The organism is Pseudomonas sp. BN515 (assembly GCF_029873155.1).
GTDB lineage: Bacteria > Pseudomonadota > Gammaproteobacteria > Pseudomonadales > Pseudomonadaceae > Metapseudomonas.
Genome location: NZ_SSOH01000029.1, coordinates 106,051 through 131,303, shown reverse-complemented (window position 1 = coordinate 131,303; position 25,253 = coordinate 106,051). Strand labels below are relative to the sequence as shown.

The 25,253-nt window shown below is 61.7% G+C and carries 24 protein-coding genes; 10 read left to right on the top strand and 14 right to left on the bottom strand.

All coding sequences use genetic code 11. The features are described from left to right. Nucleotides 1–359 precede the first annotated feature (359 nt). The 5 genes from mnmE to rpmH all read right to left on the bottom strand — a co-directional run bounded on the left by mnmE (nt 360) and on the right by rpmH (nt 4,284). Entirely contained in the window at nt 360–1,727 is a 1,368-nt protein-coding gene (mnmE, locus tag E8E91_RS08290; RefSeq protein ID WP_280375355.1) for a tRNA uridine-5-carboxymethylaminomethyl(34) synthesis GTPase MnmE, read from the bottom strand. Between the two features lie 84 nt (nt 1,728–1,811). After that, nucleotides 1,812–3,491 (bottom strand): membrane protein insertase YidC, encoded by a 1,680-nt coding sequence (yidC, locus tag E8E91_RS08285; RefSeq protein WP_280363317.1) that lies wholly within the window; start codon nt 3,489–3,491, stop codon nt 1,812–1,814. 2 nt (nt 3,492–3,493) lie between these two features. Further along, on the bottom strand, nt 3,494–3,739 hold the full coding sequence (gene yidD, locus E8E91_RS08280; RefSeq protein WP_151138611.1) for a membrane protein insertion efficiency factor YidD: 246 nt from the start codon (nt 3,737–3,739) through the stop codon (nt 3,494–3,496). After that, entirely contained in the window at nt 3,732–4,136 is a 405-nt protein-coding gene (gene rnpA / locus E8E91_RS08275; protein ID WP_280375354.1) for a ribonuclease P protein component, read from the bottom strand. The genes yidD and rnpA overlap by 8 nt, the downstream gene beginning before the upstream one ends. Before the next feature lie 13 nt (nt 4,137–4,149). After that, a complete protein-coding gene (gene rpmH / locus E8E91_RS08270) occupies nt 4,150–4,284 on the bottom strand; it encodes a 50S ribosomal protein L34 (RefSeq protein WP_003290924.1) in 135 nt (44 codons plus the stop codon). Between the two features lie 526 nt (nt 4,285–4,810). Between rpmH and dnaA the strand changes: the two genes are divergently transcribed. The 6 genes from dnaA (at nt 4,811) to E8E91_RS08240 (ending at nt 12,902) form a co-directional block, all read left to right on the top strand. Further along, entirely contained in the window at nt 4,811–6,277 is a 1,467-nt protein-coding gene (gene dnaA, locus E8E91_RS08265; RefSeq protein ID WP_280375353.1) for a chromosomal replication initiator protein DnaA, read from the top strand. Nucleotides 6,278–6,306: 29 nt separating this feature from the next. Continuing rightward, entirely contained in the window at nt 6,307–7,410 is a 1,104-nt protein-coding gene (gene dnaN / locus E8E91_RS08260) for a DNA polymerase III subunit beta (protein WP_280363327.1), read from the top strand. A gap of 7 nt (nt 7,411–7,417) precedes the next feature. Next, nucleotides 7,418–8,524, top strand: a complete 1,107-nt coding sequence (gene recF, locus E8E91_RS08255) for a DNA replication/repair protein RecF (RefSeq protein ID WP_280375352.1) — start codon at nt 7,418–7,420, stop codon at nt 8,522–8,524. Beyond that, entirely contained in the window at nt 8,521–10,941 is a 2,421-nt protein-coding gene (gene gyrB / locus E8E91_RS08250) for a DNA topoisomerase (ATP-hydrolyzing) subunit B (protein ID WP_280375351.1), read from the top strand. Before recF ends, gyrB begins: the two co-directional genes overlap by 4 nt. A gap of 156 nt (nt 10,942–11,097) precedes the next feature. Further along, nucleotides 11,098–11,952, top strand: coding sequence for a hypothetical protein (locus tag E8E91_RS08245; protein ID WP_280375350.1), 855 nt, complete (start codon nt 11,098–11,100; stop codon nt 11,950–11,952). Between the two features lie 755 nt (nt 11,953–12,707). Continuing rightward, nucleotides 12,708–12,902, top strand: a complete 195-nt coding sequence (locus E8E91_RS08240) for a hypothetical protein (protein ID WP_280375349.1) — start codon at nt 12,708–12,710, stop codon at nt 12,900–12,902. Between the two features lie 134 nt (nt 12,903–13,036). Here the strand turns inward: E8E91_RS08240 and E8E91_RS08235 are convergent, their stop codons facing one another. The 4 genes from E8E91_RS08235 to glyQ all read right to left on the bottom strand — a co-directional run bounded on the left by E8E91_RS08235 (nt 13,037) and on the right by glyQ (nt 17,408). Next, the gene (locus E8E91_RS08235; RefSeq protein ID WP_280375348.1) at nt 13,037–13,801 is read right to left on the bottom strand and encodes a lysophospholipid acyltransferase family protein; all 765 of its coding nucleotides are present in this window, start codon (nt 13,799–13,801) and stop codon (nt 13,037–13,039) included. A gap of 14 nt (nt 13,802–13,815) precedes the next feature. Next, nucleotides 13,816–14,346 carry a D-glycero-beta-D-manno-heptose 1,7-bisphosphate 7-phosphatase gene (gmhB, locus tag E8E91_RS08230; RefSeq protein ID WP_280363341.1) on the bottom strand — a complete coding sequence of 177 codons (531 nt, stop codon included), beginning with the start codon at nt 14,344–14,346 and terminating at the stop codon, nt 13,816–13,818. A 72-nt stretch (nt 14,347–14,418) separates the two neighbouring features. Beyond that, a complete protein-coding gene (gene glyS, locus E8E91_RS08225; RefSeq protein WP_280375347.1) occupies nt 14,419–16,464 on the bottom strand; it encodes a glycine--tRNA ligase subunit beta in 2,046 nt (681 codons plus the stop codon). Beyond that, nucleotides 16,461–17,408: a glycine--tRNA ligase subunit alpha gene (gene glyQ, locus E8E91_RS08220; protein WP_280375346.1), complete on the bottom strand. Its 948-nt coding sequence runs from the start codon at nt 17,406–17,408 to the stop codon at nt 16,461–16,463. Before glyQ ends, glyS begins: the two co-directional genes overlap by 4 nt. 82 nt (nt 17,409–17,490) lie before the next feature. On the opposite strand from glyQ, the gene E8E91_RS08215 reads away from it, so the two are divergent. The 3 genes from E8E91_RS08215 (at nt 17,491) to E8E91_RS08205 (ending at nt 19,366) form a co-directional block, all read left to right on the top strand. Next, a complete protein-coding gene (locus E8E91_RS08215) occupies nt 17,491–18,042 on the top strand; it encodes a DNA-3-methyladenine glycosylase I (protein ID WP_280375345.1) in 552 nt (183 codons plus the stop codon). A gap of 48 nt (nt 18,043–18,090) precedes the next feature. Continuing rightward, the gene (locus E8E91_RS08210) at nt 18,091–18,978 is read left to right on the top strand and encodes a lysophospholipid acyltransferase (RefSeq protein WP_280375344.1); all 888 of its coding nucleotides are present in this window, start codon (nt 18,091–18,093) and stop codon (nt 18,976–18,978) included. 121 nt (nt 18,979–19,099) lie between these two features. After that, entirely contained in the window at nt 19,100–19,366 is a 267-nt protein-coding gene (locus E8E91_RS08205; RefSeq protein ID WP_280375343.1) for a PilZ domain-containing protein, read from the top strand. A gap of 98 nt (nt 19,367–19,464) precedes the next feature. On the opposite strand, the gene E8E91_RS08200 is transcribed toward E8E91_RS08205, so the two are convergent. The 5 genes from E8E91_RS08200 to def form a co-directional block, all read right to left on the bottom strand. Continuing rightward, a complete protein-coding gene (locus E8E91_RS08200; RefSeq protein ID WP_280375342.1) occupies nt 19,465–19,788 on the bottom strand; it encodes a tetratricopeptide repeat protein in 324 nt (107 codons plus the stop codon). Between the two features lie 87 nt (nt 19,789–19,875). Continuing rightward, nucleotides 19,876–21,249, bottom strand: a complete 1,374-nt coding sequence (trkA, locus tag E8E91_RS08195) for a Trk system potassium transporter TrkA (RefSeq protein ID WP_280375341.1) — start codon at nt 21,247–21,249, stop codon at nt 19,876–19,878. 11 nt (nt 21,250–21,260) lie between these two features. Then, nucleotides 21,261–22,574, bottom strand: a complete 1,314-nt coding sequence (gene rsmB, locus E8E91_RS08190; RefSeq protein ID WP_280375340.1) for a 16S rRNA (cytosine(967)-C(5))-methyltransferase RsmB — start codon at nt 22,572–22,574, stop codon at nt 21,261–21,263. After that, nucleotides 22,571–23,515 carry a methionyl-tRNA formyltransferase gene (gene fmt / locus E8E91_RS08185; protein ID WP_280375339.1) on the bottom strand — a complete coding sequence of 315 codons (945 nt, stop codon included), beginning with the start codon at nt 23,513–23,515 and terminating at the stop codon, nt 22,571–22,573. Before fmt ends, rsmB begins: the two co-directional genes overlap by 4 nt. 55 nt (nt 23,516–23,570) lie before the next feature. Further along, the gene (def, locus tag E8E91_RS08180; protein ID WP_280363363.1) at nt 23,571–24,077 is read right to left on the bottom strand and encodes a peptide deformylase; all 507 of its coding nucleotides are present in this window, start codon (nt 24,075–24,077) and stop codon (nt 23,571–23,573) included. Nucleotides 24,078–24,219: 142 nt separating this feature from the next. On the opposite strand from def, the gene E8E91_RS08175 reads away from it, so the two are divergent. Then, a complete protein-coding gene (locus tag E8E91_RS08175) occupies nt 24,220–25,245 on the top strand; it encodes a LysM peptidoglycan-binding domain-containing protein (RefSeq protein ID WP_280375338.1) in 1,026 nt (341 codons plus the stop codon). The last annotated feature ends 8 nt before the right edge of the window (nt 25,246–25,253 follow it).

Genomic DNA, 25,253 nt, shown 5'->3' with positions numbered 1-25,253 from the left:
TAAAAGAAAATAAGAGAGAAGAATTTCTTAAAAAGCCTGTTTTTATTTTTATACCTTGGGGGAAGGCCTTTCTGTGGATAAGTGTCTATAGCCCATTTAGGATGCTGGTTGCAGAGAATGATAACCCTGTTACGTTCCTGCCCGTAGCCGTTGTGTATGCCGTCAGAAACCTGTGCATGCAGAAGGTAGTTATTCACAGGTAATTTATCCATCGGCTTTTCACCAGGCTTATAGACTGGGTTACGGGCAACTTATCAACAGGGTTCAGGTACGGGGTTTTTCAGGCTAACAGGCACGAACGGACCGCCCGGCAAGCAGGCAGTCGCGTTCGTTGTGGATAAGAAGGAGAGGGCTTCGGCTTATTTGCCGATGCAGAAGCTGGAGAAGATGCGACCGAGCAGGTCGTCCGAGCTGAAGGCGCCGGTAATTTCACCCAGAGCTTGCTGGGCTTGGCGCAAGTCTTCTGCCAGCAGTTCGCCGGCGCCCGCCAGGGTGAGCTGGGAACGGCCATGATCGAGGAAGGCGTTAGCCTGGCGCAGGGCTTCCAGGTGGCGTCGGCGGGCGCTGAAGCTGCTTTCGGCCGTCTGTTCATAACCCATGCAGGCCTTGAGATGCTCGCGCAGGAGCTCCAGACCGTCGCCTGAGCGGGCAGACAGGCTCAAAGTGACATGGCCGTCGTCGCTCACTTCCAGGCCTATGGATTCACCGCTGAGGTCGGCCTTGTTGCGGATCAGGGTGACCTTGGCTGGATCAGGTTTCTGGTCGAGGAACTCAGGCCACAAGGCGAATGGGTCGGCCGCCTCGGGCGCAGTAGCGTCGACCACCAGCAGCACACGATCTGCTTCGCCAATGGCCTTCAGGGCGCGCTCGACGCCAATCTTTTCCACATGGTCGTCGGTGTCGCGCAAGCCTGCGGTGTCCACTACGTGCAGCGGCATCCCATCGATGTGGATATGTTCGCGCAGTACATCACGCGTGGTGCCGGCGATGTCGGTGACGATGGCCGCCTCACGCCCTGCGAGGGCGTTCAACAGGCTGGATTTTCCAGCATTCGGACGTCCCGCGATCACCACAGTCATGCCGTCGCGCAATAACGCACCTTGCCCCGCCTCGCGGATGACTGTGGATAAGTTTTCCCTCACACCATCAAGCAGGCGCAGAACGTGGCCATCGGCTAGAAAGTCGATCTCCTCCTCGGGAAAGTCGATCGCCGCTTCCACATAGATGCGTAGCTCGATCAGCTTTTCGGTCAGCTCGTGTACCCGCTTGGAGAACGCGCCCTGTAGCGAGCGCAGGGCGTTACGTGCAGCCTGTTCGGAGCTTGCCTCGATGAGGTCGGCGATGGCCTCGGCCTGGGCCAGGTCGAGCTTGTCGTTGAGGAATGCGCGCTCGCTGAACTCGCCCGGGCGGGCTTGGCGAGCCCCAAGCTCCATGCAGCGGCGCAGGAGCAAGTCGAGCACCACGGGGCCGCCGTGGCCCTGCAGTTCGAAGACGTCTTCACCGGTGAAGGAGTTGGGGCCGGGGAAGTACAGGGCGATGCCCTGGTCCAGGGTTTGTCCGGCGCCATCGAGGAAAGGCCCGTAGTGGGCGAAACGAGGCTTGGGGATCCGGCCGCTGATGGCTTCTGCTATCCGCGCGGCGTGTGGCCCGGATACGCGGACGATGCCTACCCCGCCACGACCCTGGGCGGTGGCGACGGCGGCGATGGTTTCACGGACAGGATTCATCTGTGGATACCTTGAGGTCTGCGGATGGCGGATAGCAAGACGCCCCCAGAGGGGGCGTCTTGTTCAAGCTGACTGGCGTCGCTGTCAGGCTGCTGCCTTCTTGCTGGCCGCCTCGATCTGCCGGGTAATGTACCACTGCTGTGCGATCGACAGGACGTTGTTGACCACCCAGTACAGGACCAGGCCAGCCGGGAACCACAGGAAGAAGAAGGTGAAGATGATCGGCATCAGCTTCAGTACCTTGGCCTGCATGGGGTCCGGCGGAGTCGGGTTCAGCTGCTGCTGGATGAACATGGTGGCGCCCATGATGATCGGCAGGATGAAGAACGGATCCTTGATCGACAGGTCGGTGATCCAGAACATCCACGGGGCCTGGCGCATGTCCACGCTTTCCAGCAGAACCCAGTAGAGCGCGAGGAAGACCGGCATCTGTACCAGGATCGGCAGGCAGCCGCCCAGCGGGTTGATCTTCTCCTTCTTGTACAGCTCCATCATCGCCTGGGACATCTTCTGGCGATCGTCACCGAACTGTTCCTTCAGCGCTTGTAGCTTCGGCGACACGGCACGCATGCGCGCCATGGATTTGTAGCTGGCGGCCGAAAGCGGGAAGAAGGCGCCCTTGATCAGGATGGTCAGGACGATGATGGACCAGCCCCAGTTGCCCAGCAGGCTGTGGATATGTTGCAGCAGCCAGAAGATCGGCTGGGCGATGAACCACAGGAAGCCGTAGTCGACGGTCAGCTCCAGACCTGGGGACAGTTCCTTCAGGTGATTCTGGACTTTCGGGCCGGCGTACAGGGTGGCGGAGGTTTCGGCGGAGGCGCCAGCCGGAACGTTCAGCGAGGAACCCACGAGGCCAACGATGTAGTTGCCCTTGGAGTCCTTGCGAGTCTGAATGACGTTGTTCTGGTCCTTGCTCGCGACCCACGCGGTCACGAAGTAGTGCTGCAGCCAGGCAACCCAGCCGCCCTGGACGGTTTCCTTGAAGGGCTGCTTGTCCATGTCCTTCATGGAGATCTTTTTGTACGGCTCGTCCGGGGTCCAGACCGCAGCGCCCAGGTAGGTGGATACGCCGGTAGCAGTGGTGGAGGACGGGTCGGCGCTGGAGTCACGTTTCAGCTGTGCGTACATGCTGCCGGTCCAGGGCTGGGCGCTCTGGTTGTCGATCTTGTACGACACCTGCAGCTCGTACTTGCCGCGATTCAGGGTGAAACGCTTGGTGTAGTTGACGCCAGCTTCGCTGAAGGTCAGGTCCACGACCAACTGCTCCTGGCCATCGGCCAGTTTGTAGCTGCGTTGAGTGGCGCTGTACAGCGGGCGGCCATTGGCGCGGGCATCCGGGCCATTGGCACCGACCAGGCCGCTTTGTGCCTGGTAAAGACGCTCGCCACCGTTGTCGAACAGCTGGAACGGCACGTCAGGACGGTCCTGGCGGCGCGGAAACTTCGGCAGGGTCAGCTGGACGATGTCACCGCCATTCGGGTCGATGGCCAGATTGAGCACATCGGTTTCAACGCGGATCAGGTCGCTGCTGGGCGCTACCTGGGTGACTGCCGGCTCGTTGCGCTCGGCATTGGCGGCAGTCGGAACGTCGTCGCTGGACTTGGCGGTTGCGGTGTCGTCCGGCAGGGTCGCTTGAGCGCTGTTTGCGCTGGTGCCCGCGGTCGGCAGGGCGGCTTGACCGTAGTCCTGGTTCCACTGGAGAACCATGAGGTAGGACACGATTGCCAGGGCGACGATCAGGATCGAGCGTTGAATGTCCATGATTACTCGGCCATCGAAGAGGATTGGGAAGTGTTGGCGGGTGGCACCGGGTCATAGCCGCCCGGATTCCACGGATGACAACGGCCCAGCCGACGCAAGGTCAGCCAGCCGCCTCGCAGGACGCCATGCTGTTCGATGGCTTCCTGCGCGTAGCAGGAACAACTGGGATAGAAACGACAGTGACTGGCCATCAGTGGGCTGATGGCGTAGCGGTAAAACTGGATCGGAGCGAGGGCCAGTTTACGCATGGGGACTGTCGGACACCCCTGATCCGGTTGATGGTTCAGGGCGAGCCCGGCTGCGCGCTAGACGCTTCCAGAGTTTGCCGAACTGATGTTGCAGCTCGGGATTCTCCAGGTCGCCAATGCCTTTACGCGCCACGATCACGATATCCCAACCAGCCAGCAACTCGAGGTTATGGCGGAAGGATTCGCGAATCTGACGCTTGAGGCGGTTGCGCTCTACGGACAGCTTGACGCTCTTCTTGCCGATCACCAGACCCAGGCGGGGATGATCGAGACCGTTGTCGCGCGCGAGGAGCAGGACGTGCTTGCCGGGAACCTTCCCGGTCGGTGAGTCGAAGACTGCCTTGAATTGTCGGGGAACCAGCAGACGCTTTTCCCGACCGAAGCCCTGACTCACCACCCGTTCCGGATAATCAGACGGTCAGGCGCTTGCGGCCCTTGGCGCGACGACGCGACAGGACTTGACGGCCGTTCTTGGTGGCCATGCGGGCACGGAAACCGTGGGTGCGAGCGCGCTTGATGGTGCTGGGTTGGAAAGTGCGTTTCATGATGCTTTACCTGGTGGTCACTACGGGCCGGAAGTGGCCCCCGTTTAAAGAGACCGGCAATTCTAGTGAAACGCTGCGGGCAGGTCAATTTCCAACCAGTGCCGTCGAGCGAAAGAATATAAAAGGAAGGAATTTTTAAAGAAAGGCTGGTTGTGTTTTTTAAAGCTGGGCCCCGGGTCTGCCTGTGGAAAACTCATCGGGGCCCGCATGCGGCCTGTTGATGAGCTTACTAACAACCCTGTCGAAAATCGGTTATTCGGCTGTGGGGTTTCTGGGTGGAAGCTGGGGGCGAATCGTCGATTTACCCACAGGCAGGTTGTTCATGACGTTTTCCCCAAGGCTGAAAGGGTGGTTATCGCATGGTTATCCACAAGATTCATGCCAATCAATGGGAGATCCAGCGCGGTGAATAACGCATTGATTTTATTCAACCATTGGCCATCTTTCGTGTGGATAACTCTCCCCGTGGCAGCTACAATGACGGCTGTTTTTTGCGTCCGGCACCTTTCCGACTTGGGGGATATCCGTGTCAGTGGAACTTTGGCAGCAGTGCGTGGAGCTCCTGCGCGATGAGCTGCCTGCCCAGCAATTCAACACCTGGATCCGCCCATTGCAGGTTGAAGCCGATGGAGACGAACTGCGCGTGTACGCGCCGAACCGGTTCGTGCTCGATTGGGTCAACGAGAAGTACATGGGGCGGCTCCTCGAGTTGCTCGGCGAGCGGGGCAATGGCATGGCGCCTGCCCTTTCCTTATTAATAGGCAGCAAGCGCAGCCCGGCTCCGCGGAAGGCTCCGCCTCCCCCGCCACCGGTCATGGCGCCGCCGCCAGCCCCTGCACCTGTCGCACCGCCGCAGATGCGCATCGAGACCGTGGAAGAAACCCGCGACAACCTCGATCCGTTGGCTTCTGTCGTGCCCGCACCGGCGATCCGCACCGAGCGCTCCGTACAGGTGGAAGGTGCGCTCAAGCACACCAGCTACCTGAACCGTACCTTCACCTTCGAGAATTTCGTCGAGGGCAAGTCGAACCAGCTGGCACGCGCTGCGGCCTGGCAGGTAGCGGACAATCCGAAGCACGGCTACAACCCGCTGTTCCTCTACGGCGGCGTTGGTCTCGGCAAGACTCACCTGATGCATGCTGTGGGTAACCATCTGCTGAAGAAGAATCCGAATGCCAAGGTGGTTTACCTGCATTCCGAGCGCTTCGTTGCGGACATGGTCAAGGCCCTCCAGCTCAATGCCATCAACGAGTTCAAGCGTTTCTACCGCTCTGTGGACGCGCTGCTGATCGACGACATCCAGTTCTTTGCCCGCAAGGAGCGCTCGCAGGAAGAGTTTTTCCACACCTTCAACGCCTTGTTGGAAGGTGGTCAGCAGGTGATTCTCACCAGCGACCGCTATCCGAAGGAAATCGAAGGCCTGGAAGAACGCCTGAAATCCCGCTTCGGCTGGGGTCTGACGGTGGCCGTCGAACCGCCGGAGCTGGAAACCCGCGTCGCGATCCTGATGAAGAAGGCCGAGCAGGCCAAGGTCGAACTGCCCCACGATGCCGCGTTCTTCATCGCCCAGCGCATCCGCTCCAACGTGCGCGAACTGGAAGGTGCGCTCAAGCGCGTGATCGCCCACGCCCACTTCATGGGCCGGGATATCACCATCGAGCTGATTCGCGAGTCGCTGAAGGACCTGCTGGCCCTGCAGGACAAGCTGGTCAGCATCGACAATATCCAGCGCACCGTAGTTGAGTACTACAAGATCAAGATGTCCGACATGCTGTCCAAGCGCCGCTCGCGCTCGGTGGCTCGGCCACGGCAGGTTGCCATGGCGTTGTCCAAGGAACTGACCAACCACAGCCTGCCTGAAATCGGCGATGCATTCGGCGGACGAGACCACACCACGGTACTCCACGCCTGTCGTAAGATTGCGCAATTAAGGGAATCCGACGCGGATATCCGCGAGGATTACAAGAATCTGCTGCGTACATTGACCACCTGATCGCAGCCCAAGAGGCAAGGGACTAGACCATGCATTTCACAATTCAACGCGAAGCCCTGTTGAAACCCCTGCAACTGGTCGCCGGCGTCGTAGAGCGCCGCCAGACTTTGCCGGTCCTCTCCAACGTATTGCTGGTGGTCGAAGGCCAGCAGCTGTCGTTGACCGGCACTGACCTCGAGGTCGAGCTGGTCGGGCGAGTTGCCCTGGAAGAGCCGGCTGAGCCAGGTGAGATCACTGTACCGGCGCGCAAGCTGATGGACATCTGCAAGAGCCTGCCGGGTGATGCGTTGATCGATATCCGCGTCGACGAGCAGAAGCTGCTGATCAAGGCAGGTCGCAGCCGTTTCACCCTGTCCACACTGCCGGCGAACGACTTCCCCACCGTGGAAGAAGGCCCGGGTTCGCTGAATTTCAGCCTGGTGCAGAGCAAGCTGCGCCGTCTGATCGAGCGCACCAGCTTTGCCATGGCCCAGCAAGACGTTCGTTACTACCTCAATGGCATGCTGCTGGAAGTTAACGCCGGCATCCTGCGTGCTGTCGCTACCGATGGCCATCGCCTGGCGATGTGCGCCATGCAGGCGGGTATCGAAGCCGCGGATCGCCACCAGGTGATCGTGCCGCGTAAAGGTATCCTCGAACTGGCGCGTCTCCTGACCGAACAGGATGGTGAGGTGCGTATCGTGCTCGGCCAGCACCACATCCGTGCTACCACCGGTGAGTTCACCTTTACTTCCAAGCTGGTCGACGGCAAGTTCCCGGACTATGAGCGTGTGCTGCCGCGTGGCGGCGACAAGCTCGTGGTGGGCGACCGTCAGGCGCTGCGTGAAGCATTCAGCCGGACTGCGATCCTCTCCAACGAGAAGTATCGTGGCATCCGCCTGACCCTGGCTTCCGGTCTGCTGAAAATCCAGGCCAACAACCCCGAGCAGGAAGAGGCCGAGGAAGAAGTCGCCGTTGAGTACGGTGGCAGCAATCTGGAAATCGGCTTCAACGTGAGCTATCTCCTGGACGTACTGGGTGTGATGTCTACCGAACAGGTTCGCTTGATCCTGTCCGACGCCAACAGCAGTGCCCTGGTGCAGGAAGCTGATAACGACGATTCCTCGTACGTCGTAATGCCGATGCGCCTGTAACGACTCAATGTCCCTCAGCCGTATCTCGGTCACCGGTGTGCGCAACCTGCACCCGGTGACCCTCTCCCCCTCCCCCCGCATCAATATCCTCTACGGCGCCAACGGCAGCGGAAAGACCAGCCTGCTTGAAGCCATTCACCTTCTCGGTCTCGCCCGCTCCTTCCGCAGTACCCGATTGCAGCCCGTCATTCAGTACGAGCAGCCTGCGTGCACCGTGTTTGGTCAGGTGGGCCTTCCCGAGGGTGGCCAGAGCAATCTGGGGATTTCGCGGGATCGTCAGGGGGAATTTCAGATTCGCATCGACGGAGAGAACGTCAGGAGTGCGTCGCAACTTGCCGAAGCACTGCCGTTGCAGCTTATCAATCCAGACAGTTTCCGCCTTCTGGAAGGGGCTCCGAAGATCCGCCGGCAGTTCCTCGATTGGGGAGTGTTCCACGTGGAACCTCGGTTCTTGCCGGCCTGGCAAAGGCTGCAGAAGGCCCTGAGGCAGCGGAACTCGTGGCTCCGGCATGGTACACTGGACGCCGCTTCGCAGGCGGCTTGGGACCGGGAGCTTTGCCTGGCCAGCGATGAAATCGACCAGTATCGCCGGGCCTATATCCAAGCATTGAAACCGGTCTTTGAACGGACTCTTGCTGACCTTGTGGAACTCGATAGTCTCACGCTCAGTTACTACCGCGGCTGGGACAAGGATCGGGAGCTGTCCGAAGTGCTGAACACTTCCCTCCTCCGCGACCAACAGATCGGGCACACCCAGGCAGGGCCACAACGCGCTGACCTGCGATTGCGTTCAGGTGCACATAACGCGGCTGACATACTGTCGCGCGGCCAACAGAAACTGGTTGTCTGCGCTTTGCGAATTGCGCAGGGCCATCTGGTCAACAAGGCGAAACGCGGACAGTGTATCTACCTAGTTGACGACTTACCGTCAGAGTTGGACGAACAGCATCGACAGGCACTTTGTCGATTGCTGGAAGATTTGGATTGCCAGGTGTTCATCACCTGCGTTGACCATGAATTTCTGAGGGACGGCTGGCGCACGGATACGCCGGTCGCCATGTTCCACGTGGAACATGGCTGTATCAGCCCCACGAACATCGGGAGTGAAGCATGAGCGAGAACAACACGTACGACTCTTCCAGCATCAAGGTGCTGAAGGGACTGGATGCCGTACGCAAACGCCCCGGTATGTACATCGGCGACACCGATGATGGGACAGGTCTGCACCACATGGTGTTCGAGGTCGTCGACAACTCGATCGACGAAGCACTTGCCGGCTTCTGCTCGGAAATCAGCATCACCATCCACACCGATGAATCCATCACCGTTCGCGACAACGGCCGTGGCATTCCGGTGGATATCCATAAGGAAGAAGGGGTTTCTGCCGCCGAGGTCATCATGACCGTGCTGCACGCTGGCGGTAAGTTCGACGACAACACCTACAAGGTTTCCGGCGGTCTGCACGGTGTGGGTGTGTCGGTGGTGAACGCCCTCTCCGAAGAACTGCGCCTGACCATTCGCCGTGCAGGCCAGGTCTGGGAGCAGATCTATCATCACGGCGTACCGCAGTTCCCGCTGCGCCCTGTGGGTGAAACCGAAGGCACGGGTACCGAGGTGCACTTCAAGGCTTCTGCCGAGACCTTCACCAACATTCACTTCAGCTGGGACATCCTGGCCAAGCGTATCCGTGAACTGTCCTTCCTGAACTCCGGCGTGGGCATCGTGCTGCGTGACGAGCGCAGCGGCAAAGAGGAAATGTTCAAGTACGAAGGCGGTTTGAAAGCGTTCGTCGAGTATCTGAACACCAACAAGACCGCCGTCAACGAAGTGTTCCACTTCAATGTCCAGCGCGAAGAAGATGGCGTTGGTGTAGAAGTTGCCCTTCAGTGGAACGACAGCTTCAACGAAAACATCCTCTGCTTCACCAACAACATTCCCCAGCGTGACGGTGGTACCCACCTGGCAGGCTTCCGCTCTGCCCTCACTCGTCATCTGAACAACTACATCGAGCAGGAAGGTCTGGCGAAGAAGTACAAGATCGCCACCACCGGTGACGATGCTCGTGAAGGCCTGACCGCCATTATTTCGGTGAAGGTGCCGGATCCCAAGTTCAGCTCCCAGACCAAAGACAAGCTGGTTTCTTCGGAGGTGAAGACCGCCGTTGAACAGGAAATGGGCAAGTACTTTGCTGACTTCCTGCTGGAGAACCCGAACGAAGCCAAGGCTGTAGTCGGCAAGATGATCGACGCCGCGCGTGCCCGTGAAGCCGCACGCAAGGCCCGTGAGATGACCCGCCGCAAGGGCGCCCTGGATATCGCAGGTCTGCCGGGCAAACTGGCTGACTGCCAGGAGAAGGACCCTGCCCTTTCCGAACTGTACATCGTGGAGGGTGACTCTGCGGGTGGCTCGGCCAAACAAGGCCGTAACCGCAAGACCCAGGCGATCCTGCCGCTCAAAGGCAAGATCCTCAACGTGGAAAAAGCGCGTTTCGACAAGATGCTGTCCTCGCAGGAAGTCGGCACCCTGATCACTGCATTGGGTTGTGGGATCGGCCGCGAGGAATACAACATCGACAAACTGCGTTACCACAACATCATCATCATGACCGACGCCGACGTCGACGGTTCGCACATCCGCACGCTGCTGCTGACCTTCTTCTTCCGTCAAATGCCTGAGCTGGTCGAGCGCGGCTACATCTACATCGCTCAGCCGCCGTTGTACAAGGTCAAGAAGGGCAAGCAGGAGCAGTACATCAAGGATGACGAGGCCATGGATGAATACATGACCCAGTCCGCCCTGGAAGATGCCAATCTGCACGTCAACGAGAACGCACCGGGCCTTTCCGGTGAGGCTCTTGAACGCCTTGTGAACGACTACCGCAATGTGATGCGTACCCTGAAGCGTCTGTCGCGCCTGTACCCGCAGGAGCTGACCGAGCACATGGTCTACCTGCCTCGAGTTGGCGTGGAGCAGCTCTCCGACCAGGCGGTAATGCAGAACTGGCTGGAAGCATTCCAGGCGCGTCTGAAGGCCGCCGAGAAGTCTGGCCTGACCTACACCGCCAGCCTGCGCGAAGATCGTGAGCGTCACCTGTGGCTGCCGGAAGTGGAACAGACTGCCCATGGTCTGTCTCACTACATCACCTTCAACCGCGACTTCTTCGCCAGCAACGACTACCGCCAGGTGACCGAACTGGGCGACCAGCTCAACAACCTGCTGGAAGACGGTGCCTTCGTCCAGCGTGGCGAGCGCAAGAAGCCGGTGGCCACCTTCAAGGAAGCCCTGGCCTGGCTGATGACTGAAAGCACCAAGCGTCACACCATCCAGCGCTATAAGGGTCTGGGTGAGATGAACCCCGAGCAGCTGTGGGAAACCACCATGGACCCGAACGTCCGTCGCATGCTCAAGGTGACCATCGAAGACGCCATTGCCGCGGACCAGATCTTCAACACCCTGATGGGTGATGCTGTAGAACCGCGTCGTGACTTCATCGAGAGCAACGCCCTCGCGGTGTCCAACCTCGACGTCTGACACAAGCCACGCCAGAAGAAGAAAACCCCCGGCCAGTGCCGGGGGTTTTTGTTTTTGAAAGGCGATAATTTGTGCCCGTTTCCCAAGAAAAGGACACGTGGTCTGTGCCATGGCGCGCTGCCAGAATAGTGCAGGACACGTGGAGGAAAACCAGCGATGCGCATCATCCTGAGCCGTAAAGGCTTCGATTCATCCGCTGGTGGTTGTCCGAGCCCGATCCTGCCGGATGGGCGACTCTGTTCATTACCCATTCCAGACCCGGAGTCCGCCATCTCTTTTGGTGATATCGCCTTTGACGGCATCAACCTGGGGGACGTGGTGAGCGGACTGAATCGCGAGGCGGGCTGGCATCATCGGCGTGCACATCTGGACCCAGACCTGCGACCCGACGCCCTGCCCCGCCTACCGGGCTGGAGGCCAATGCTGGGCCAAAGCGGTAGCGCCCAAGGGCATTTGCGAAATGAGGGCGTTGCCGTGGGGGACCTGTTCCTCTTCTTCGGCTCCTTTCGTCCAGTCGAAGAAACGGGGTATGGCGATTGGCGATTCATCTCCGGTCAACCCGCTCGCCAGGTGATCTGGGGATGGTTGCAGGTTGGCGAGATTCTAAAGGTCGACGATGTGCCCACCGGCGCGATGCCCTGGGCGCGCTACCACCCTCACTTTGCCTACGGTCAGGACGCCAGCAATACCCTGTATGTGGCTACGGAAGGGCTTTGTCTCGATGGTCTGTCGGAGTACGTTTCGGGAGCCGGCAACTTTCGGATCCTGGATGAGCGCCTGGTGCTGACGGCACCTGATTCGACGCTACAGACGCGCTGGCAGGTGCCGGCCTGGTTTGCTCCCAGTGCAGAGCGATCAGGATTGAGCTTTCACCGGAATCCAAATCGATGGACCGCAGCTGGTGATCGTTGCATGCTGAACAGTGCATATCGAGGCCAGGAGTTCGTCTTCGACACGCTCGGAGAGCAAGCACCAATGGATTGGATCAAGGCGCTGCTCAGGGCGGCATGAAGCAACTGGTCGAGCGAGAAAATTCGTTCTACGGCAATGAGTTACATACTGGAAACAGGGGGTAACACTCTGGCTGGGGAAGGGGGCTTCGAGTGTTACCCACGACTCGGACCGCGGGTACCCGGACGGGTCGTAAGGGAACATTTTAGGGCAAGGAATTGCGTTTCTGAAATGAATGATTTTTCTAACTTATTGATTTATAAGTGTTTTATAAAAATTGGCACGAGGTGTGCTCTATATATGGCACAACAACAATAAAAAGCTTCAAAAAGAAAGTTTTCGACTCTGACAAAACAACAACAACAGCCCAGAGAAGAAGCAAACCGATTTTTTTGGACAGGGTGTGCCGTTCCGCATCCGGTGGCTGGAGCAATAGAACAATAAAACTACCTCAAGGTAGCGGCGCTCTGGTTGGTTCAGAAATGACGATGGCATGATCAGCGTCCAAAAAAATCCGTTTGCCCTCGGTCCATGTTGGGACCAGCCAATTCTGGCTAGCTAGTAGCCAGTAGCGAAGAACAACAACGAATACTCAATAAGAACAACAACAAGAATGAAAAACCATTTGAGGGGAGCTTCGGCTCCCCTCAGTGCTTTCCGGCTTTCGCAAACTTCCCTTTCCTCCATTTCCCAGCTCATTCAGATAGCGTGCTCTCGCTCGTTCTGCGCTCGGGATGAGGCGTGGGCGTGCGTGGCTGGGAAGCGTAGTCTGGAACGGCTTGCAGAGGCCCTGGAGGCCCTAGAGGAGAAGTGGGATGGATGAGCACCAGGAAGATGCACCGAGCATCACCGATGAAGAGATTGGCGCCTACATGATGCGGCAGCTGCGGTCGGGGCGGGTCAAGGCGTTGGTGTTGGTGGTGCTGACCGAGAAGACCTTCCCGGGCGTTGCGCGCGAGCGGATCATCCGCTGCTTCAACGCCCTCGATTCGAAGTATCTGAAGGGATAGCGCTGGTGCCTTGCGAGAAATCGTTATGCACTTTCTCGCTAAGCTTTATTGTAAAAAGGAAAGCCTTGTAAATCAGAGGCTTGAGCTGTTATTTCGGCGATTCGCCAAAATTTTGTTCACAGCTTATCCACAGATCAGGCTGGGGTCTCGACCTTGGCGGTAGTTTGCGGACCTTCCAGCTCGCGCTGAGTCGCTTCCACCCAGGCAAAAGCCCTGTCATTCAGCTCGGCGATGGCCCTTGGCCCCTCACCTTCGGCATACATCACGGGACCGATCACGACCTGGATGGTGCCCGGGCGCTTAGCCCAACCTTCCTTCGGCCAGAAGTGCCCGGCATTGAGTGCCACTGGCAGAACAGGTAGCCCAGCATTCACCGCCAGGGCCGCGCCACCGCGGGAGAACTTGCCCATCTGGCCAACCGGCACACGGGTGCCCTCAGGGAAGATCAGCACCCAGGCACCCTGCTTGAGGCGTTCGTCGCCTTGCGCTGCGAGCTGCTTGAGGGCCGCCTTGGGGTTGCTGCGATCGATGGCGATGGGCTTCATCAGCGCCATGGCCCAGCCGAAGAAGGGCACGCGCAGCAGCTCACGCTTGACCACCTGGCTCAGGGGCTCGAAAGCACCGGAGAGGAAGAAGGTTTCCCAGGTGCTCTGGTGCTTGGCGAGGATCACGCAAGGCTGGGCCGGAACGTTCTCCATGCCTTTCACTTCATAGCGGATGCCTACCATCACCTTCGCCAGCCAGACGGCAAATCGGCACCAGCGCCATACGATGAAGCGGTAGCGCGCGCGAAATGGCATGAAAGGCGCGAAAAAGAGGCTCAACGTGCCCCAGATGAAGGCGCTAAGCGACAGCAGCAGGTAGAAAAGGAAGGTTCTGATGGCCTGCACTGTCGTCATGGGAGCTGTTGACCTTACTGAAGGAGATGCGCGGCAACCGCCGCAAGATCGTCGAATACCAGGGTGCCCGCTGGCAAGGTTTTAGCCAGGGTGCGTTCGCCCTTGCCGGTCTTCACCAGAACGGGCTGACAATCGACGGCCAGCGCGGCTTCCAGGTCACCACTGCTGTCGCCGACGAACCAGATTCCAGCAAGGTCCACGCCATAGTGCGCGGCGATGCGGTTGAGCATGCCGGGGCGCGGCTTGCGGCAATCACAGCCTTCGTCGGGGCCGTGCGGGCAGTACTGGATGATGCCGAGTTCGCCGCCCTGCTCCGCCACCAACTCGCGCAGGCGGGCATGCATGGAGTCCAGGGTGGCAAGGTCGTAGTAACCGCGCGCGATACCGGATTGGTTGGTGGCCACGGCGACGGTCCAGCCGGCCTTGCTCAGGCGGGCGATGGCCGCGATGGCGCTGGGAATGGGGATCCATTCCTCAAGGGATTTGATGTAGTCGTCGGAGTCTTCGTTGATGACTCCGTCGCGGTCGAGAATCAGTAGTTTCATGAACGACGCCTGAAGCGTGGAGCCGGAGCGCCCGAAGCATGCTGCCTCGGACCTCCGACCCACGGGCTTGCCTTAGCCCAGTACCGAGATGTCCGCTACGCCCAGGAACAGGCCGCGCAGCTTGGCCAGCAGCGCATAGCGATTGCCACGAACGGCGGCGTCTTCGGCGTTGACCAGTACCGCTTCGAAGAAGCTGTCCACCGGCTCGCGCAGGCTGGCCAGGCGCTCCAGGGTTTCGCGGTAGCTGCTGGCGCTCGCCAGGGCCTGCTCGGCGTCGGCCACGGCCTTGGCCAGGGCCTGCTCGGCAGCTTCCTGTAGCAGGGCATTGTTGACGCTGCCGGGAACATTGCCTTCGGCCTTGCTCAGCAGGTTCGACACGCGCTTGTTGGCGGCGGCCAGGGCCGCGGCTTCCGGCAGCTTGCGGAAGGCCTGGACGGCCTGCACGCGCTGGTCGAAGTCCAGGGCCGAGGACGGCTGCAGGGCGCGTACCGAGAGGTACACGGCCACGTCCACGCCTTCGTCCTCATAGCGGGCGCGCAGGCGGTCGAAGACGAACTCCAGCACTTGCTCGGCGAGGCCTTCGGATTTCACCTTGGAACCGTAGAGGTCGATGGCGAAGGCGACGGCTGCGGCGAGGTCGAGGTTCAACTGCTTCTCGATCAGGATGCGCAGGACGCCCAGGGCCTGACGACGCAGGGCGAAGGGGTCCTTGCTGCCGGTGGGCAGCATGCCGATGCCGAAGATACCCACCAGGGTGTCCAGCTTGTCGGCTACGGCAACCGCGGCACCGGTGAGGGTCTGCGGCAGTTCGGCACCGGCGCCACGAGGCATGTACTGCTCGTTCAGCGCCTTGGCGACGTCTTCCGGCTCACCGTCGTTGGTCGCGTAGTAGTAGCCAGCGATGCCCTGCATTTCCGGGAACTCGCCGACCATCTCGGTGGCCAGGTCGCACTTGGCAAGGATACCGGCACGCGCAGCGCGGGCTGGATCGGCGCCGATCTGCTCGGCCACGAAGCCCGCCAGACGGGATACGCGCTCGGCCTTCTCGTACACGGTACCGAGCTGGGCCTGGAACACCACGTTCTTCAGGCGCTCGTTGAAGACTTCGAGCTTCTGCTTCTTGTCCTGCTTGAAGAAGAACTCGGCGTCGGTGAGGCGCGGGCGAACCACCTTCTCGTTACCGGAGACGATCTGCGCCGGGTCCTTGCTGACCACGTTGGCCACGGTGATGAAGCGCGGCAGCAGCTTGCCGTTGGCATCCAGCAGGCAGAAGTACTTCTGGTTGTCCTGCATGGTGGAGATCAGGGCTTCCTGGGGCACGGCGAGGAAGCGCTCCTCGAAGGAGCACACCAGCGGCACCGGCCACTCGACCAGCGCAGTCACTTCGTCCAGCAGGTCGGCAGGCACCACGGCAGTGCCGTTCTGTTCGGCAGCCAGTTCGGCCACGCGCTTGGCGATGATCTCGCGGCGTTCGGCGAAGTCGGCCAGCACGTGCGCGCTGCGCAGGTCTTCCAGGTAGGTGGAAGGCTTGCTGATACGGATGTTGTCCGGGTTGTGGAAACGGTGGCCACGGGATTCACGACCGGCTTTCTGGGTAAGGATCTCGCAATCCACCACGTCGTCGCCGAACAGCATGACCAGCCACTGGGTCGGGCGGACGAATTCTTCGCGGCGAGCGGCCCAGCGCATGCGCTTCGGAATCGGCAGGGCAGCCAGGGAGGTTTCGACGATACCCGGCAGCAAGCCCGCGGCGGGCTGGCCGGGGATGGACTGGCTGAACTTCAGTTTCGGACCGCTCTTGTCGATCTGCTCCAGGTCGACACCGCACTTGCGGGCGAAGCCCAGTGCGGCCTGGGTCGGCTTGCCTTCAGCGTCGAAGGCGGCCTGGATCGGCGGGCCGTCGAGGTTGACGCTGCGATCGGGTTGCTGGGTGGCCAGTTGTTCCACCAGCACGGCCAGACGGCGCGGGGCGGCGAAGACTTGCGCCTTGGCATAGCCCAGACCGGCGGCCTTGAGGCCTTGCTCGATGCCGCCGAGGAAGGCGTCACCCAGGGTTTTCAGGGCCTTAGGAGGCAGCTCTTCAGTGCCCAGCTCTACCAGGAAATCTTGTGCACTCATTCTTGAGCCTCCAGCTTGGCCAGTACTTCGTCACGCAGTTCGGGAGTGGCCATGGGGAAGCCGAGACGCGCGCGCGCCTGCAGGTAGCTTTGCGCCACGGCGCGGGCCAGGGTGCGCACGCGCAGGATGTAGCGCTGGCGCTCGGTCACCGAGATGGCGCGGCGGGCGTCCAGCAGGTTGAAGGTGTGGGAGGCCTTGAGGACCATCTCGTAGGTCGGCAGCGGCAGCTGCAGCTCGATGAGGCGGTTGGCTTCGCTCTCGTAGAAGTCGAACAGCTCGAACAGTTTCTCGACGTTGGCGTGCTCGAAGTTGTAGGTCGACTGCTCCACTTCGTTCTGGTGGAACACATCGCCATAGGTGACCTTGCCGAAGGGGCCGTCGGCCCAGACCAGGTCGTACACCGAATCGACGCCCTGGATGTACATGGCCAGGCGCTCAAGACCGTAGGTGATCTCGCCGGTCACCGGGTAGCACTCGATGCCACCGACCTGCTGGAAGTAGGTGAACTGGGTGACTTCCATGCCGTTCAGCCAGATTTCCCAGCCCAGGCCCCAGGCGCCGAGGGTCGGCGATTCCCAGTTGTCTTCGACGAAGCGGATGTCATGCACCAGCGGGTCGACCCCGATGGCCTTCAGCGAGCCGAGGTACAGCTCCTGGAAGTTCTCCGGGTTGGGCTTGAGGACCACCTGGAACTGGTAGTAGTGCTGCAGGCGGTTGGGGTTTTCGCCGTAGCGGCCGTCGGTCGGACGGCGGGACGGCTGCACGTAGGCGGCGTTCCAGGTTTCCGGGCCGATGGCGCGGAGGAAGGTGGCGGTGTGGAAAGTACCGGCGCCCACTTCCATGTCGTAGGGCTGGAGCACCACGCAGCCCTGCTCGGCCCAGTACTGCTGCAGGGCGAGGATCAGGTCTTGGAAGGTGCGCACGGCGGGCGTAGTCTGGCTCACGAATTTCACCTGTGCTGGGTCTTCGACGGAAAATGCCGGAGTATACCCGATCCGACCCCGCCGCAACCGCATGGAAAGCCTTATGCCACGCTGCTTCTGGTGCAATGACGACCCCCTCTATATCGCCTACCACGACACCGAATGGGGCGTACCGCTGAAGGACCCGGCGGCGCTCTTCGAACTGCTCTTGCTGGAAGGCTTCCAGGCCGGCCTTTCGTGGATCACCGTGCTGAAGAAGCGTGAGCGTTACCGCGAGGTGCTGTTCGGTTTCGATCCGCAGCGTCTGGCAGTGATGAGTGACGAGGAAATCGAGACGCTGATGCAGGACCCGGGCATCATCCGCAACTTCCTCAAGCTCAAGGCCGCCCGGCAGAACGCCCAGGCCTGGTTGCGCCAGGACGACCCGGTGGCGCTGCTCTGGTCGTTCGTCGGCGGCAAGCCGAAGATCAATCACTTTAGCGAACGCGGCCAGGTGCCGGCAGTCACGCCGGAGGCGGAGGCCATGAGCAAGGCCTTGAAGAAAGCCGGTTTCACCTTCGTCGGTCCGACCATCTGCTACGCCTTCATGCAGGCCGCTGGCATGGTCATGGATCACACCACGGACTGTGACCGTTATCGCGAGCTGACCCTGTGATCCGGTGCGAGGGTAGAATGCGCGCTTTCGAACGTCCTGGAGTTGCCTGTGGATAAGTTGAAAGGTGCGCTGATTGTCGGCTTCCTGCGCCTCTTCGCGATGTTGCCCTGGCGCGCCGTGCAAGCGGTTGGCGCGACCATTGGCTGGCTGATGTGGAAGCTGCCGAACCGTTCCCGCGACGTGGTGCGGATCAACCTGTCCAAGTGCTTCCCAGAATGGTCGCCCGCGGAGCTGGAGCAGCGCGTTGGCCAGAGCCTGATGGATATCGGCCGGACCTTCACCGAAAGCGCCTGCGCCTGGATCTGGCCGGCGGAGAAGTCCATCGGACTGGTACGCGAAGTGGAAGGCCTGGACGTGTTGCATGAGGCCCTGGCCAGCGGCAAGGGCGTAGTGGGCATCACCAGCCATCTGGGCAACTGGGAGGTGCTCAACCACTTCTACTGCGCCCAGTGCAAACCCATCATCTTCTACCGCCCGCCCAAGCTGAAGGCGGTGGACGATCTGCTGCAGAAGCAGCGCGTTCAGCTGGGCAACCGCGTGGCGCCTTCCACCAAGGAAGGCATCCTCAGCGTCATCAAGGAAGTGCGCAAGGGCGGCTCCGTGGGCATTCCCGCCGACCCCGAGCCCAGCCTCTCGGCGGGCGTCTTCGTGCCCTTCCTCGGCACCCAGGCGCTGACCAGCAAGTTCGTCCCCGGCATGCTGGCCGGCGGCAAGGCGCGCGGTGTGTTCCTGCATGCCTTGCGCCTGCCCGATGGTTCGGGCTTCAAGGTGATCCTCGAAGCTGCCCCGGAAGGCATGTACAGCGAGAACGTCGAAGAAGGCGTCGCCGCCATGAGCCAGGTGGTGGAGAAGTACGTACGGGCCTATCCGACCCAGTACATGTGGAGCATGAAACGCTTCAAGAAACGCCCCGAGGGCGAGAAGAAGTGGTATTGACGAAAAAGGCGCCGAGAGGCGCCTTTTTTGTGGCCCTAATTATGCGGCCCGAGAAAGGGTTGTTCCAGATTTGATACATCGTTAACGTCGGTAACTCACCGGCTCAGGACGATGCGATCCAATGGCGAACCAGCGGCAATTTCCCCGAACTCCGATGAAATGCAGGATCAAGATCAGCCACCCGAGCTTCGGTGATCTGGTTGCCCAGACCCGCGATCTCTCCGATGGCGGCGTCTATGTCCGCCATCCCGACCTGGCCGCCCTTCCCGCCGGCAGCATCGTCCGCGGCCAGGTGCAGGACCTGCCCTTCGAGGCGCCTGTCCTGGCGATGGAAGTGATGCGGGCGGATGCCGAGGGCGCCGGCTTTCGTTTCCTGATGGAAGGTTGATTCCCCTCCAGGCAAGACCACCTGCCTCAGTCTCCCCCCTAATCGCTTCTCGGCCTTGCGCCGTTCTGCGCAACCTCTAATCGCGCGGGCAGAGTCGATCAGGCCGACGCGCCGCCCCGCTTGTCCAGGCGCTTGAGGAACACCGTCATTTCCTTCTCCGCCTGCTTGTCGCCATGGGCCTGGGCGGCCGCGAGGCCTTCGGTCCAGGCGGCGCGGGCGGCGGCGAGGTCTCCGTCCGCTTCCAGGGCCTTGCCCAGCAGCTTCCAGGCGGCGGAATACTTGGGGTCCTGCTCGACGCAACGGCGCAGGTGCTCGGCCGCTTTAGTGGCATCACCCTGGTCGAGGTAACCCTTGCCCAGGCCGAAGCGCAGCAAGGGGTTATCCACACCCTTGGCCAGCATCTTTTCCAGTCCTTCGAGCATGGGGCGCGCTCCTAATCTGTAAATGAGCAAATCCGAGCCTGCTTTTAACGCTGCAGGGCCGACGCGCAGCTGATCGTAGACGGGCTCTTAGAAGAAGGTCAGGCCCACCTGGAAGAGCCGCTCGGCGTCACGGATGTACTTCTTGTCCACGAGGAACAGGATCACGTGGTCGCCGGATTCGATCACGGTGTCGTCGTGGGCGATCAGCACTTCCTCGTCGCGAATGATGGCGCCGATGGTGGTGCCCGGTGGCAGGGCAATTTCCTCGATCATCTTGCCCACCACCTTGCTCGACTTGGCGTCGCCATGGGCGATGGCTTCGATGGCCTCGGCCGCGCCACGGCGCAGGGAGTGCACACTGACAATGTCGCCACGACGCACGTGGGTCAGCAGGGTGCCGATGGTGGCCAACTGCGGGCTGATGGCGATGTCGATGTCGCCGCCCTGCACCAGGTCCACGTAGGCCGGGTTGTTGATGATGGTCATCACCTTGCGCGCGCCCAGGCGTTTGGCCAGCAGCGAGGACATGATGTTGGCCTCGTCGTCGTTGGTCAGGGCGAGGAAGATGTCCGCGTCGCTGATGTTCTCTTCCACCAGCAAGTCGCGGTCGGAGGCGCTGCCCTGGAGCACGATGGTGCTGTCCAGGACTTCCGAGAGATGGCGGCAGCGTGCCGCGTTCATCTCGATGATCTTCACCTGGTAGCGGCTCTCGATGGCTTCGGCCAGGCGCTCGCCGATATGGCCGCCGCCGGCGATCACCACGCGCTTGTAGCTGTCTTCCAGGCGGCGCAGCTCGCTCATCACCGCGCGAATGTGCGCCTTGGCGGCGATGAAGAAGACTTCGTCGTCGGCCTCGATCACGGTATCGCCCTTGGGCAGGATCGGGCGGTTGCGACGGAAGATGGCGGCCACACGGGTATCCACGTTGGGCATGTGCTCGCGGATCTGGCGCAGCTCCTGGCCTACCAGCGGCCCGCCGTAGTAGGCCTTGACCCCCACCAGCTGGGCCTTGCCATCGGCGAAGTCGATGACCTGAAGGGCACCGGGATACTCGATCAGGCGCTTGATGTAGTTGGTCACCACCTGCTCGGGGCTGATCAGCACGTCCACCGGAATGGCTTCGTTGTCGAACAGGCCGGCGCGGGTCAGGTAGGCCGCTTCCCGTACCCGGGCGATCTTGGTCGGGGTGTGGAAGAAGGTGTAGGCCACCTGGCAGGCGACCATGTTCACTTCGTCGCTATTGGTCACCGCCACCAGCATGTCGGCATCGTCGGCACCGGCCTGGCGCAGCACGGTGGGAAAGGAGCCTCGGCCCTGCACGGTGCGGATGTCGAGGCGGTCGCCGAGGTCGCGCAGGCGGTCGCCGTCGGTGTCTACCACCGTGATGTCGTTGGCCTCGTCGGAAAGGTGTTCGGCAAGCGTACCGCCCACCTGGCCCGCACCGAGAATGATGATCTTCACTGCTAGCTCCGTTAGCCGCGTGGCGAGGCGGCGATCTTGATCAGCTTGGCATAGTAGAAACCGTCATGGCCGTTTTCCTGCGCCAGCAATTGGCGGCCATGGGGTTGTTTCAATCCGAAGGGACCGGGGATATCCAGTTCGCGGGCGCCGGGGGTGCGGGCGAGGAAGGCGGCGATGTTGTCGCTGTTCTCCCGTGGCAGGGTGGAACAGGTGGCATAGAGCAGCACGCCACCCACTTCCAATGTCGGCCAGAGGGCGTCCAGCAGCTCGCCCTGGAGCTGAGCCAGGGCGGCGATGTCTTCTTCCTTGCGGGTCAGCTTGATGTCCGGGTGGCGGCGGATCACGCCGGTGGCCGAACAGGGCGCGTCGAGGAGGATGCGCTGGAACGGCTTGCCGTCCCACCAACTGGCGGTAGCGCGGCCGTCGGCGGCGATCAGCTTCGCATCCAGGCCCAGCCGGTCGAGGTTTTCCCGCACGCGGACCAGGCGGCTTTCTTCCAGGTCCACCGCCACCACTTCGGCGAGGCCCGCTTCGGCCTCCAGCACGTGGCAGGTCTTGCCGCCGGGGGCGCAGCAGGCGTCCAGCACACGCTGTCCGGGCGCCAGTTCCAGCAGGTCGGCCGCCAGCTGTGCGGCTTCGTCCTGCACGCTGACGCGCCCTTCGGAGAAGCCCGGCAGGGTTTTCACGTCGCAGGCTTCGATGAGGCGGATGCCGTCGCGGCTGAAGGTGCAGGGTTCGGCTGCGATGCCGACCTGTTGCAACTCGGCCAGGTAGGCGTCGCGGCTGCCATGGCGGCGATTGACCCGAAGGATCAGCGGCGGATGGGCGTTGTTCGCCGCGCAGACCGCTTCCCAGTGTTCCGGCCAGGCGGCCTTGAGGGCCTTCTGCAGCCAGCGTGGGTGGGCGGTACGTGCTGCCGGGTCGCGTTCGAGCTCGGCGAAGATCGCTTCGCCCTGGCGCTGGGCGTTGCGCAGCACGGCGTTGAGCAGGCCCTTGGCCCAGGGCTTCTTCAGCTTGTCCGAGCAGCCGACGGTCTCGCCGATGGCGGCATGGGCGGGAATGCGGGTGTAGAAGAGCTGGTAGAGGCCGACCAGCAGCAGCGCCTCCACATCCTTGTCGGCGGACTTGAACGGCTTCTGCAGCAGGCGCTCGGCCAGGGCAGCGAGGCGCGGTTGCCAGCGCGCGGCGCCGAAGGCGAGGTCCTGGGCGAGCGCGCGATCGCGCGGCTCCACCTTGTCCAGTTGCGGCGGCAGGCTCCCGCCGAGGGAAGCCTTGCCTGAGAGCACCGCGGCCAGGGCTCGGGCGGCGGCGAGACGTGGATTCATGCGCCCAGTACCTTGCCCACGGCGAACTGCTCGCGACGGCTGTTGAAGAGGTCGGCAAAGTTCAGCGGCTTGCCGCCGGGCAATTGCAGGCGAGTCAGGCGCAGGGCACCGTCGCCACAGGCCACGGTCAGGCCGTCCTTGCTGGCGGCGAGGATCTGGCCGGGCGCGCCCTTGCCATCGCCCAGCACGGCGGCGAGCACTTTCAGCGGCTCGCCGTCGAGGGTGCTGTGGCAGATGGGCCAGGGGTTGAAGGCGCGAACCAGGCGTTCCAGTTCCACCGCCGGGCGGCTCCAGTCGAGGCGTGCCTCATCCTTGTTCAGCTTGTTGGCGTAGTTGGCCAGGGCGTCGTCCTGCACTTCGCCTTTCAAGGTGCCGGCGGCAAGACCTTCGATGGCTTCCAGCACGGCCTTCGGACCCAGTTGCGCGAGGCGGTCGTGCAGGCTGCCGCCGGTGTCTTCCGCGCTGATCGGGGTGGTGACCTTGAGCAGCATCGGACCGGTGTCGAGGCCCGCTTCCATCTGCATGACGGTGACGCCGCTTTCCGCGTCGCCCGCCTGCACCGCGCGCTGGATCGGCGCCGCGCCGCGCCAACGTGGCAGCAGCGAGGCGTGGCTGTTGATGCAGCCCAGGCGCGGGGTGTCGAGCACCACCTGCGGCAGGATCAGGCCGTAGGCAACTACCACCATCAGGTCAGCGCCGAGGGCCTTGAGCTCGGCCTGGGCGGCGGGATCACGCAGGGTTGGCGGCTGCAGCACCGGAATGCCGTGTTCGACCGCCAGTTGCTTGACCGGGCTCGGCATCAGCTTCTGGCCGCGACCGGCCGGGCGGTCCGGCTGGGTGTAGACGGCGATGACCTGGTGGCGGGAGCCCAGCAGGGCGTTGAGGTGCTCGGCGGCGAACTCGGGGGTGCCGGCGAAGACGAGGCGCAGTGGCTCGGTCATGGGGAAGTCACCAAAAAGAAAAGGCTTGCCGGGGCAAGCCTTTGGATCGGGGGAATCAAGCCTGTTGGCGGTGCTGCTTTTCCAGCTTCTTCTTGATGCGGTCGCGCTTGAGGGACGACAGGTAGTCGACGAAGAGCTTGCCGTTGAGGTGGTCGCACTCGTGCTGGATGCACACGGCCAGCAGGCCTTCGGCGATCAGTTCATAGGGCTGGCCGTCGCGGTCCAGGGCCTTGATCTTCACCTTCTGCGGACGATCGACGTTTTCATAGAAGCCCGGAACCGAAAGGCAGCCTTCCTGATACTGGTCCATCTCGTCGGTCAGGGACTCGAACTCGGGGTTGATGAAGACCCGTGGCTCGGATTTGTCTTCCGACAGGTCCATCACCACCACACGTTTGTGGACGTTCACCTGGGTGGCGGCCAGGCCGATACCGGGAGCGTCGTACATGGTTTCGAACATGTCGTCGATCAGCTTGCGGATGGAGTCGTCGACCACCTCCACCGGTTTGGCGATGGTGCGCAACCGCGGATCGGGGAATTCGAGAATGTTCAGAATCGCCATATGCGTTTGTGATGCACTTGTGGAATAAGTTGAAAATCCGCTGCTAAGATGGTGCGCAGCATCGAAAAAACGGCTGCAGAGCCCGGTTGGGGCGGCTCTCAGGGCGTTTCATGTGAATGAACATAATAAAGGGATTCACCGCATGAGGAAATCACTACTCGCCCTGCTGCTCCTGGCCGCCAGTGGCCTGACCCAGGCTGCGGTGGAACTCAAGGATGGGCATCCGGAGCGATATACCGTCGTCAAAGGCGACACGCTCTGGGATATCTCGGGCAAGTTCCTGAGCCAGCCATGGAAATGGCCGGAGATCTGGCACGCTAACCCGCAGATCGAAAACCCGCACCTGATCTATCCCGGCGACGTGCTCAGCCTGGTCTACGTCGATGGCCAGCCGCGCCTGATGCTGAACCGCGGCGCGTCCCGCGGCACCATCAAGCTGTCGCCGACCGTGCGCAGCACGCCGATGGCCGAAGCCATCCCGGCCATTCCGCTGGAAGCCATCAACGCCTTCCTGCTGAGCAACCGCATCATCGACGATCCCAAGGAATTCGAAGGCGCGCCCTACATCGTCGCCGGCAACGCCGAACGCGTGGTCAGCGGCGCTGGTGATCGCGTCTATGCCCGTGGCAACTTCTCTCACGAGCAGCCGGCCTACGGCATCTTCCGCCAGGGTAAGACCTACCTGGATCCGGAAACCAAGGAATTCCTCGGCATCAACGCCGACGATATCGGCGGCGGCGAGATGGTGGCCGACGAGGGTGATATCGGCACCCTGCAACTGACCCGCTCCACCCAGGAAGTCCGCCTGGGTGACCGCCTGTTCCCCACCGAGGAACGCGCGATCAACTCCACCTTCATGCCCAGCGCGCCGGATCGTGACATCAGCGGCGTGATCCTCGATGTACCGCGCGGCGTGACCCAGATCGGCCAGTTCGATGTGGTCACCATCAACAAGGGCAAGCGCGACGGCCTGGTGGAAGGCAACGTGCTGGCGGTCTACAAGACCGGCGAAACCGTTCGTGACCGCATCACCGACGAGTTCATCAAGGTCCCGGACGAGCGCGCTGGCCTGCTGATGGTGTTCCGCACCTACGACAAGCTCAGCTACGGCCTGGTGCTCGCCGCCACCCGCCAGCTGGCGGTGCTGGACAAGGTACACAACCCGTAACACCTCCA

Bases quoted from the DNA above. Each gene is read 5' to 3' on its own strand.
- mnmE (WP_280375355.1), bottom strand. From the start codon at position 1,727: ATGAATCCTGTCCGTGAAACCATCGCCGCCGTCGCCACCGCCCAGGGT.
- yidC (WP_280363317.1), bottom strand. From the start codon at position 3,491: ATGGACATTCAACGCTCGATCCTGATCGTCGCCCTGGCAATCGTGTCC.
- yidD (WP_151138611.1), bottom strand. From the start codon at position 3,739: ATGCGTAAACTGGCCCTCGCTCCGATCCAGTTTTACCGCTACGCCATC.
- rpmH (WP_003290924.1), bottom strand. From the start codon at position 4,284: ATGAAACGCACTTTCCAACCCAGCACCATCAAGCGCGCTCGCACCCAC.
- dnaN (WP_280363327.1), top strand. From the start codon at position 6,307: ATGCATTTCACAATTCAACGCGAAGCCCTGTTGAAACCCCTGCAACTG.
- recF (WP_280375352.1), top strand. From the start codon at position 7,418: ATGTCCCTCAGCCGTATCTCGGTCACCGGTGTGCGCAACCTGCACCCG.
- gyrB (WP_280375351.1), top strand. From the start codon at position 8,521: ATGAGCGAGAACAACACGTACGACTCTTCCAGCATCAAGGTGCTGAAG.
- E8E91_RS08245 (WP_280375350.1), top strand. From the start codon at position 11,098: ATGCGCATCATCCTGAGCCGTAAAGGCTTCGATTCATCCGCTGGTGGT.
- E8E91_RS08240 (WP_280375349.1), top strand. From the start codon at position 12,708: ATGGATGAGCACCAGGAAGATGCACCGAGCATCACCGATGAAGAGATT.
- E8E91_RS08235 (WP_280375348.1), bottom strand. From the start codon at position 13,801: ATGACGACAGTGCAGGCCATCAGAACCTTCCTTTTCTACCTGCTGCTG.
- gmhB (WP_280363341.1), bottom strand. From the start codon at position 14,346: ATGAAACTACTGATTCTCGACCGCGACGGAGTCATCAACGAAGACTCC.
- glyS (WP_280375347.1), bottom strand. From the start codon at position 16,464: ATGAGTGCACAAGATTTCCTGGTAGAGCTGGGCACTGAAGAGCTGCCT.
- E8E91_RS08215 (WP_280375345.1), top strand. From the start codon at position 17,491: ATGCCACGCTGCTTCTGGTGCAATGACGACCCCCTCTATATCGCCTAC.
- E8E91_RS08205 (WP_280375343.1), top strand. From the start codon at position 19,100: ATGGCGAACCAGCGGCAATTTCCCCGAACTCCGATGAAATGCAGGATC.
- E8E91_RS08200 (WP_280375342.1), bottom strand. From the start codon at position 19,788: ATGCTCGAAGGACTGGAAAAGATGCTGGCCAAGGGTGTGGATAACCCC.
- rsmB (WP_280375340.1), bottom strand. From the start codon at position 22,574: ATGAATCCACGTCTCGCCGCCGCCCGAGCCCTGGCCGCGGTGCTCTCA.
- fmt (WP_280375339.1), bottom strand. From the start codon at position 23,515: ATGACCGAGCCACTGCGCCTCGTCTTCGCCGGCACCCCCGAGTTCGCC.
- def (WP_280363363.1), bottom strand. From the start codon at position 24,077: ATGGCGATTCTGAACATTCTCGAATTCCCCGATCCGCGGTTGCGCACC.
- E8E91_RS08175 (WP_280375338.1), top strand. From the start codon at position 24,220: ATGAGGAAATCACTACTCGCCCTGCTGCTCCTGGCCGCCAGTGGCCTG.